Source organism: Leptospira abararensis (genome assembly GCF_016918735.1).
Taxonomy (GTDB): domain Bacteria; phylum Spirochaetota; class Leptospiria; order Leptospirales; family Leptospiraceae; genus Leptospira_A; species Leptospira_A abararensis.
This window is the reverse complement of record NZ_JAFFPR010000006.1, coordinates 90,439-99,198: the sequence shown is the minus strand read 5'-3', so window position 1 is coordinate 99,198 and position 8,760 is coordinate 90,439. Positions and strand designations below refer to the sequence as shown.

At 38.6% G+C, this 8,760-nt stretch carries 8 protein-coding genes; 5 read left to right on the top strand and 3 right to left on the bottom strand.

The features are described from left to right. Positions 1–594 precede the first annotated feature (594 nt). The 3 genes from JWG40_RS01230 to JWG40_RS01220 all read left to right on the top strand — a co-directional run bounded on the left by JWG40_RS01230 (position 595) and on the right by JWG40_RS01220 (position 4,547). Entirely contained in the window at positions 595–1,578 is a 984-nt protein-coding gene (locus tag JWG40_RS01230) for an ankyrin repeat domain-containing protein (RefSeq protein WP_205284066.1), read from the top strand. 213 nt (positions 1,579–1,791) lie between these two features. Further along, positions 1,792–2,820: an LA_0442/LA_0875 N-terminal domain-containing protein gene (locus JWG40_RS01225; RefSeq protein WP_205284065.1), complete on the top strand. Its 1,029-nt coding sequence runs from the start codon at positions 1,792–1,794 to the stop codon at positions 2,818–2,820. Between the two features lie 11 nt (positions 2,821–2,831). After that, positions 2,832–4,547: a hypothetical protein gene (locus JWG40_RS01220; RefSeq protein ID WP_205284064.1), complete on the top strand. Its 1,716-nt coding sequence runs from the start codon at positions 2,832–2,834 to the stop codon at positions 4,545–4,547. Here the strand turns inward: JWG40_RS01220 and JWG40_RS01215 are convergent, their stop codons facing one another. Next, the gene (locus JWG40_RS01215; RefSeq protein ID WP_205284063.1) at positions 4,548–5,462 is read right to left on the bottom strand and encodes an alpha/beta hydrolase; all 915 of its coding nucleotides are present in this window, start codon (positions 5,460–5,462) and stop codon (positions 4,548–4,550) included. Positions 5,463–5,589: 127 nt separating this feature from the next. Between JWG40_RS01215 and JWG40_RS01210 the strand changes: the two genes are divergently transcribed. Together JWG40_RS01210 and JWG40_RS01205 are read left to right on the top strand one after the other, a co-directional pair. Next, complete coding sequence (locus tag JWG40_RS01210; RefSeq protein WP_232369089.1) at positions 5,590–6,207, top strand: CsgG/HfaB family protein; 618 nt, start codon at positions 5,590–5,592, stop codon at positions 6,205–6,207. Positions 6,208–6,230: 23 nt separating this feature from the next. Then, the gene (locus JWG40_RS01205) at positions 6,231–6,704 is read left to right on the top strand and encodes a Dps family protein (protein ID WP_269571000.1); all 474 of its coding nucleotides are present in this window, start codon (positions 6,231–6,233) and stop codon (positions 6,702–6,704) included. A gap of 110 nt (positions 6,705–6,814) precedes the next feature. Here the strand turns inward: JWG40_RS01205 and JWG40_RS01200 are convergent, their stop codons facing one another. Both JWG40_RS01200 and JWG40_RS01195 read right to left on the bottom strand, forming a co-directional pair. After that, a complete protein-coding gene (locus tag JWG40_RS01200) occupies positions 6,815–7,609 on the bottom strand; it encodes an alpha/beta fold hydrolase (RefSeq protein WP_205284062.1) in 795 nt (264 codons plus the stop codon). Between the two features lie 26 nt (positions 7,610–7,635). Then, the gene (locus tag JWG40_RS01195) at positions 7,636–8,760 is read right to left on the bottom strand and encodes an SH3 domain-containing protein (RefSeq protein ID WP_205284061.1); all 1,125 of its coding nucleotides are present in this window, start codon (positions 8,758–8,760) and stop codon (positions 7,636–7,638) included.

Genomic DNA, 8,760 nt, shown 5'->3' with positions numbered 1-8,760 from the left:
GCAAGCTACCGGTTTCATGAATCGAAAAGATCCATGCGGTAAAAACCAAAGTAATTTCAAAACCTAAGCAGTCAACACGGTTTTATAAAAAAGTTCGCAGTTCATGAAGAAAGATAAGATTTTTTTTATATGATTTGGTGTTGGTTAGTAGCGGCAATGAGACATAATTCAGTGACGGGATGGGTAGTGAGGAGTTGCCGCATAACCTAAGTCTGGCGAATAAATAACAAGAATTAGTCGACCCGCAAAGAAGCCAGGTGTGGCGAATAACAAGCGATCGCCGGTGTACAAAGGTAACCTGCACCAGGATTACCCATTGTTAAACTAAAAACCAAGGTCTCGGACGAAAAGATGAACTTGTGCAGAGAAAATTTTCAAGGAATCGGTTTGTATTTGATGGATTGACAGATCTATGATAGAAGGTAGCCATTGGGTGGCGGGTCTAGTTCCCCACCCTCTGATCAGGGCGGGGAGACTATACTGTCAATAACGCACGTTAAACTGCATATAACCAACAGTGAGCAGAATAAAATAATCACCGTTAAACAAAATCATATTTAATCCCCATTCCACTCCAAAAAAAACATTGTAGATATGACTGCACTCCCCGATCTTTTACTTATGTTTAGATTCACACTCATTCTAATTTTTATCCTTAACTGCGCAAACACGAGCAAAACGTTGGTCATCGACCAAGCCAAAGTAAACCAAAACTGCAAAGTAAAAGATGGCAATGTCATTAACCCTGATTTTTCTGTGGAGAGATTCGGAGTATATTTCCAGGGATGTTTTGAGAAGCTTGATTCTAATGAGTCTGTTCTCTCCTTTGTGTTCTCCAGGATTAAAGGGAGTATCAATGTAAAAATAGGTACGGATGGATCAGCAAGTTCAAACTCAAACTCGGTTGCGATTGTTGATAAATCAAATAGTGCCACATCAGTTAAAATCAATTCAAAAACGCTTGTTCAAACATTTTCAAAAGATTTCATTAGAGATAATTATTATATCTATTCCATAGCATATACAATAAACAACCGACAACCTCATTTCGAAATTAGAGATATTACGTTCAAAGGAGATTCGGCTCCCGAAATACTGATTTTAAGTTCACTAACAAAAAATGATTTAGCAAAAGCGAAGGAAATATTCGACTCAGGCGCAATAAACAAAGATTTTCAAGTAACGAATCAAAACGGCGCTATTACGACTAATTCCAATTTACTCATGCAGGCTTTTTACCTAAATTCTAATAATGAAATGTTGAAGTATTTAATTTCAAAAAAAGTAAGCTTAGATTGGAAGGACAATGCGGGTTGGACAGCATTATTATTTGCAAGCATGAGAAACGACTTCGAATTATTTCAATATATTTACTCATCAAAAAAATGGAATATAAATGACGTAACTGACCAGAACGAAACTTGTTTGCATTGGGCTGTTGCCAAAAAAAATATTCCAATGATCAAATTCCTACTTAAAAACGGTGCTAATAAAGATATAACGAATCGGTTTGGCCAAAAGGCAATCGATTTGGCTTCAAAAGAAAATGATCAAGAAATCAGAACTCTTCTTGAGTAGGAATAACAAATACTCTTCCTTTTAAATTCGCCCAGATTTTGTGTTCAAACGAGAAGCACAGAATCTGGACCTTGCGATGAGCAAAAAATTCAATCGTATTCAATAAAAATCCTAAATTTAACAAACAATCCACCCAAATAATCCTCCCAAAATTCTCTTGCAATTTCTTGAATGAATGCAAAAATTTCAGGAACCTGGAATGGATTCCTATCTATGAAAAAATTACTATTTTTATCTCTCATTATTTTCCTCAACTTCCCATTATTTGCAATCAACACAGTCATTCTTAAAAATGGAAAGACTCTGAAAGGGAAGGTTACAGACCAAAATGAACGTGGCCTGACAGTACAAACAGCAGAAGGATCACAAACCATTTCCAAATCCCAAATTTTAAAAGTGATTTATAAAGATGTAAGCGACCAAGAAGCCGAAAAAATCCGGATCGCGGAAGAAAAAAAATTAAGAGAGAAAGAAGAGAAAGAAAAAGCAAAACTGGAAAAAGAACGATTGCTCGCTGAAGCAAAAGAACAAAAACGTTTGGAAGAAGAAGTAAAACTTGCTGAACAAACAAGACTCTTGGAAGAAAAAAACAAAGAAACGAAAGCGGAAAGAGAGGCGAGAGCTGAGGCAGAATGGTTGGCAACAAGAAAACTTGGCCCATCACCCGCAGCAACTCAATGCGGTGGTCGATTAGCAATTATTTGGCGATCCGCAATCCTTCCCGGTTGGGGCCAATATTGTGGTGGATACACGGTATCAGCAGGAACCTTTGGCACATTATTTTTTGGGACTCTATTATATTCCCTTGGCCCTCTTCGCGCTGAAGAACAAAATGCAAAGTCCCATTACGATACCATGGTTTTACTGAACCAAATCGGTGGGCCAGGAACCAGGTTCAATGCCCAAAACATTAGTTTAGCTTCTGAATTTATTGGCGGATTTGTTGAGACCTCAATTGTGGAAGATCTAATCGCAAAAAACAAAAATGACGCCAAAGAAGCCAACACCAAATACTTAGCAGGGCTTGGAACTGCGGGCATCATCTACATAACCAATGTAGTTCATGCCTACATGATCGGACGAGATCGTTATCCAGACCGCCCCACTGTCAGTACGAGTGGAAAACAATTCAAAGATGGTTTGGACTGGGAAACAGGTTGGGATAGACCTTATTCCATCACAGGCCTCCGACCTCATAACAATTCAGTTTATGCTGAAGTTCGTTATTCCATTCTATTCTAGGGAGACCTCAAATGAATCACTTACTCACAATACTTATACTTCTTTTATTTAGCTTTCAATGCCGAATTTTTAAACCCTCGAGTCTTGATCCCGGAGAAGACCTAGGTTCTTTGCAATCCTTACTTCGGTTATTAAGTTTAGCCGATGCATTTAATACTTATAGTCAAACTGTCTTATTTATGAAGTTTACCGATCCTGGTGGGAATCCATATATAAACGGAACGGTAACCTATTCAGTCTTTAATGAAGCGGATGAAAGCGGTATTCCCGTCTCGCCCTATGGAGAAAGCGGAAACGTACAAGACTATACAGTAACTCTTGACGCCAACGGAAGAGGATTTTTGACCTTTAACGAAAGGGGAATCGCCTCACTTACCGTTAAGAATTCGGGAGGAACCCTTGTGGGCGCGGCAAGTTTTCGTATTTACAATGGGATCACCAAACAAATGTTCTCTTTACTTACACAAGGAGGAATTGTTCAGTTCCTTTTAGAAGACATTGCCAATTATCGGAATCAATTGGCCTCGAATCTTTCATTTACTCCTCTCGGGTCGGCAAACGGAAGACAGTTTATCTATTTAGAAGTTCAAACATCTTTTATGGCGATTGATAAGAATACTGCGATAGGTTACATTGCCTCTAGCGCAGACGGTGAATATTATGACCAAGTCACAAAAATTGATGGAGTTACGATAGAGAAAAATGTCTCTTATGAATTGATTTTAAAAATTTCAAAACCAGTTTTCAATGGTGGCGAATATGTATTTTTCCTTTCTGAAGAAAGGAGGAATTATCCTGCACTCACTTACCTTTCGACAAGAAATTTAGTGATTAAAATTCCGAATTTATTTCCACCAAACTCCAGTCTCGCAACAATTCTACCGATCGCGACCAATGCTTTTCTTTTCACAGATTCAATCAACCCGTCTTGGATGTATCCAACAATCTATTTTGGTAATGGCAGGTATGTGGTTAGTCCAACATATTTTCCAGCTATTGAAATAAGACCAACTCTTCTAAATGCAAATTTTGAGCCTACTGCAGATTTAATCAGCGGTTTTAGTTGCCAAATGTCAAATTTTGCTAATGATTCAATTGCCTATCAGGTAGCAACGATCGCAGGGATTGATTATTTACAATGCCCAAGTGCAACACTTTCAACAACGGCTCCAGTGCGTAGTTTAGATACTTATGTTTTAAACAATAATCCAGTTAACTTTGATGGAAGTGGGATCAACTTCCAATCTCCAGTATTCTTTGCTCACGGTAAATTTGTTTCTTTACTTGGATCAAATCCTTACTTAGGTTACACTTTCCCGACAGCGAACTACGGATCGCCTTTTCCGACTATCACAAGAAATGGGACTGCAATCTCAGGACTATCAACTTCACAAACACCTACTTATTCGCTCCTACGAGATATTAAAAGCTCGGGAAACTCGGACTATTTAATCATTTCGACAGACCCAACTTTTGCTTCGCCAACAGTAGAAATTTATCGAAGTACTGATTCTTTTGCAACGGCAACACTTGTCCCTGCCTTTCCAGGCAACTACCACTCCCCCATTAATAAAGGTGAACAACTTCAATCTGCCAATGGAAAAATAAACTATAGCTACTCTATATCAGCAGGCACTGGTGTTGGATTCTTTCCCGTCTATCTTACCCGTTTCACACAAGACGATGGAACCTGGGAAGCTCTACCTAGATTAATTAAAATCCGCTAGTCACTTCGGAAAGGTTGTATTCTCTTTCAAAAAAGAATTTACAATGGATTCATATTCGCCGTAACGAACATCGATCGACTTACAGTGGCTAGCTCCCCAATCTGTAACAAACAACTGTTTGCGGTTTGATTTTAAATTCTGAAAAATCTCTTCCGAATGAGAAACAGGTGTGATTTCATCAGACTTTGAATGAATAAGAAGAACTGGTTGGGAAATGTACTTCGCTGCTTTTTGGGGAGATACTTCATCAACCAGAAAGTCAGCTCGAACTTCCGCAATGGAAAGTGCTATGGGAGAAAGAAATAATACCAGAGGAGAATACAAATCCACAGCCCGCTTTTCAACAATGGAACGCATGTCCATAAAGGGGGAGTCAGCAATCACAAAAGCAAAGTCATTACGACTTTCCGCGTATTGCAAAGCGGTAGCCGCTCCAAAAGAAGCTCCGAAAATACCAATCTGCTCCTCTGGAACTGTGCTAATTTCAGAAAAAAATTCTATGGCTCTCTCCAAATCACTTTTCTCATAAAATCCGTACGTTCCGTATTCCCCTGCACTTTCCCCATGATGGCGAGCGTCATACATAAACAAACTGCATCCTCGTTTCCAAAACAAAGGCGCATATTTTAAAACTCCATAACGGGTCCTTTTATGCCCGTGTAGCAAAACAACACCGCATTTTTTTTTCTTCAGATTTTTAAAATACCAACCGCGAAGCCGTAAACTTCCATTTTGAAAACGGATGGATTCCGGCTCGGGCAGTCCAAAATCGGCAACGGAATTGATGCTTAATTTCGTCCTATCTTCTTCTAAGGTAGTGATGGGAAAGGAGACTATGGAAGATGAAAAAAAATAACCTGCACCTAGCAGAAAAAAGGTGAGAATGATTATAAATGTACTGAGAATCTTTTTCATTAAAGGACCTAGTTGGAAAAATCTAGGAAAGACCACAATAGGAAAAGCGAATTTTCCAAAATGCCAGTTTTTGAACCGAAAAAGAATTGCCGGTTTGCGATCCTTCCATCATTTCTTAAGGAAATCTATGAAAATATATTTATCGTGTCTATCCCTCCTCCTGGCCCTTCCTTTAACAAATTGTCGCACCATGGATGTCGCCGTCCAGTATCCGGAATCAGGGAAAACGGATTTGGGAATTTCCAAAGTGGCGGTATTACTTTTTGACATTGAAGAGGCAAAATGGGGAGACGAATTCACTGATGCAGTTTCTTTACAAATTGCCAAACTTCTACCTATAAAAGTTATCGAGAGAGAACAACTCTCCAAAGTGGTTAATGAACAAAGTTTCTCTAAAACGGGAATCATTGACACACAAACAGCCGTTCGCCTAGGAAAAGTTCTGGGTGTTGATGCCTTAGTTTTTGGAAGAGGTTCTGCACTAAAAAAATATGATGAAAAAGGAAAACTTATCCCTAATTTAGTGGATACAGTGTCTTTGAAAGTTGTTCACATCGAATCAGGACATGTCATTATCAATGCTCGGAAAAAACCAGGTGCCGATTGGACAATGGGGAAATTACTCCAATATACCCTCGGGTTAGGACTCATTTGGAGCCGGGATGATATTCTCATAGCGACAAGTCAATACGATTTCGTAGCAGAGAGTTTAGTCGAAAAAATCGTTTCAACACTCAGTAAATAAACAATCTAAAACAACAAGGATAGATCATGAAAATTAATATTGGAATTCCAGAAGAAGAAAGAAGTGCCATTTCAGAGTCTTTAAAAAAACTCTTAGCTGATACGTACACTCTGTATCAAAAAACACATAGCTACCATTGGAACGTCACAGGCCCGATGTTCCAAACTTTACATATTTTATTTATGACTCAGTATACAGAACTTTGGAATGCGATCGACCCCATTGCAGAAAGAATCAGGTCCCTAGGATACTATGCTCCTATGGGTGGGTGGGAATTTGCAAAATATTCAAGCATCGCAGAAGACAAAGAAGTTCCGAAAGCCAAAGAAATGATTAAACATTTGGTCGAAGGAAATGAAGCTGTCATCCGCACAGCACGTGCTGCTTACGAACCTGCTGAAAAAGGGAATGACCAAGCCACCTTGGACCTGCTCACACAACGACTCGACATTCATGAAAAAACAGCCTGGATGTTACGATCCCTACTCGAAGATTGATTTTTTTGAATATTAGACAGTAGTAAAATCCAGACTACTGTCTGTTAACCCAATAAAACCATTCAACCAGAAATCCTATCATCACTCATGCGTTATGCGAAAAAAACACTTCAGGAAATTAACGAGAGTTCTTTACTCAAAATTTCCAAATACTCTTTCTGGTGCGTAAAATGAATATAATGCCCACCTCCAGGAATGTTTACCATCGTTAGATGAGAAAATGTTTCCCGAATCAATGATTGATCCGCATCTGTAATGTATTCGGAAGAGCCACCGATGATAAATAATGTCTTTGTATCTGAGGAAATCTGATTTGGATATGGATGATCAAACACTCGCCTAGCCGCATTGAGGCCTGCAACATTCAGCTTCCAACGATACTCACCAGTATCCAACCTCTCCAAACTCATTTGCAAAAATTGACGGATAAAAGTATCAGGTAAATATTTTGCCATTTCTAAATCTATGTCCGTTCGGGAGGAAAATCCAACTAGGGGAAAAGACATAGATGCAATTTCATTCTCATACACAAATGGATAAGATCTGGGTGCGATATCTTGGATGATGAGTTCTTTCAGAACACCGGGATGAGTAAAATCAAAATACATCGCCACAAGTCCACCCATCGAATGTCCGAGTAGAATTGGATTTTGAATTTGATGGTCCAAAAGGAATTCTTCTAAATCCTCAGACATTAGTTTTATGGAATGATCCTCGGAATGAGGAGAGTCTCCATGATTTCTTTGGTCTAGGGTATAAACAGATCCATAGGCAGATAGAAACTTGGCAACCGTAACCCAGTTTTTTGAGGAACCAAATAACCCATGTAAGATGATGATATCGCCTACCGATTTTTGATTTTCTGAGCCTTTCAAAAATGGGTAATATTTAAAACTTAATTTCAAAGAAAAACCTTCTTTTCAAAAACTCATCATCGAAAACATTCTTTCTTTAAAATTTGTAAATGAGGAAGGATTTGTTTTTTTTCTCTCGGACCCACTTCTGATGCATACCGAATCATTTGGCTAATTTCGGACTTAATTCCTTCCCCTACCGGCGAAAAACAAGGAATGGAATCAGGATCTTTAGTCATGGACTGTAAATTAGATACTAAATCTTTTGTGTACAAATTTACATAATTTCCTCTAGGAAAAAGATAAATATAACGAAGTTTTCCTTTCCGCATCTCTTCTAATCGGCATTTTAAATCAACACCGCAGTCTACTGTCGGCATACTCTCCGTTGCCAGATAACCTGCGTAATCTGAGTGTTTTGTTTTTGGATAGGACTCAAGTAACTTCCAAAAGTAATTGGAATCTACATAGTATTTCCCGGAAGTATAATCATATAATAACTTGGTTTGCTGGCGTTTTAAAAATTCGAGAGTGGAGGGATCATTATCTGGTTTGATCTCTTTTTCGTTCATCATATCCACAGTTTTTTTTAAAAAAAATCCGGCCTTGGCCCGTAGAAAAATAAAATCATCACCCGTAAATTTGCCAGTTCCTGAAATCTGAAAGATCGTATCGGTGATTTCTTGTTTGGCCGCAAAATCAATGTTTTTCGAAAGAATCATTCTTTCTGCTTCGAATAACAAAGTAGATAAATATTGTTTCGGGGGGACAGAACGAACTACAGACCTTTTGATAAACCCGGAAAGTCCGTCTTCCAACTTAACAGGAATCCAATCTTCTTTGGGACTTTCTAGGGAGTCCTTATCAAAAGAAACGGGTTCGCCAAATTTAAGTTTACGCAAAACATCACTTTTCTGGTCAGCAAACAAGTGTAAGTTAAGGCCAATCACCGGGATTACAATCAATGAATTGGAATCACGTTTGCGAAGATCCGAGGGTTTTGTTTGTTTGGGTTTTTCTTGAATGGTTGGGGCCGCGATAAGCGAACCCACAAACAAAGAAATGAAGAGAACTGGTAGATATGTAAAAAACAATCGAGATAGAGAAAAAAAAGAAATTCCAAAAATCAATCCGTTAGGATATCCAAATCGAGAAAAAGCCTGCCCTCTACAAAAAATTTTTAGTAAAGGGCGGAAATTCAT

Bases quoted from the DNA above. Each gene is read 5' to 3' on its own strand.
- JWG40_RS01195 (WP_205284061.1), bottom strand. From the start codon at position 8,760: ATGAATTTCCGCCCTTTACTAAAAATTTTTTGTAGAGGGCAGGCTTTT.
- JWG40_RS01210 (WP_232369089.1), top strand. From the start codon at position 5,590: ATGAAAATATATTTATCGTGTCTATCCCTCCTCCTGGCCCTTCCTTTA.
- JWG40_RS01220 (WP_205284064.1), top strand. From the start codon at position 2,832: ATGAATCACTTACTCACAATACTTATACTTCTTTTATTTAGCTTTCAA.
- JWG40_RS01230 (WP_205284066.1), top strand. From the start codon at position 595: ATGACTGCACTCCCCGATCTTTTACTTATGTTTAGATTCACACTCATT.
- JWG40_RS01225 (WP_205284065.1), top strand. From the start codon at position 1,792: ATGAAAAAATTACTATTTTTATCTCTCATTATTTTCCTCAACTTCCCA.
- JWG40_RS01215 (WP_205284063.1), bottom strand. From the start codon at position 5,462: ATGAAAAAGATTCTCAGTACATTTATAATCATTCTCACCTTTTTTCTG.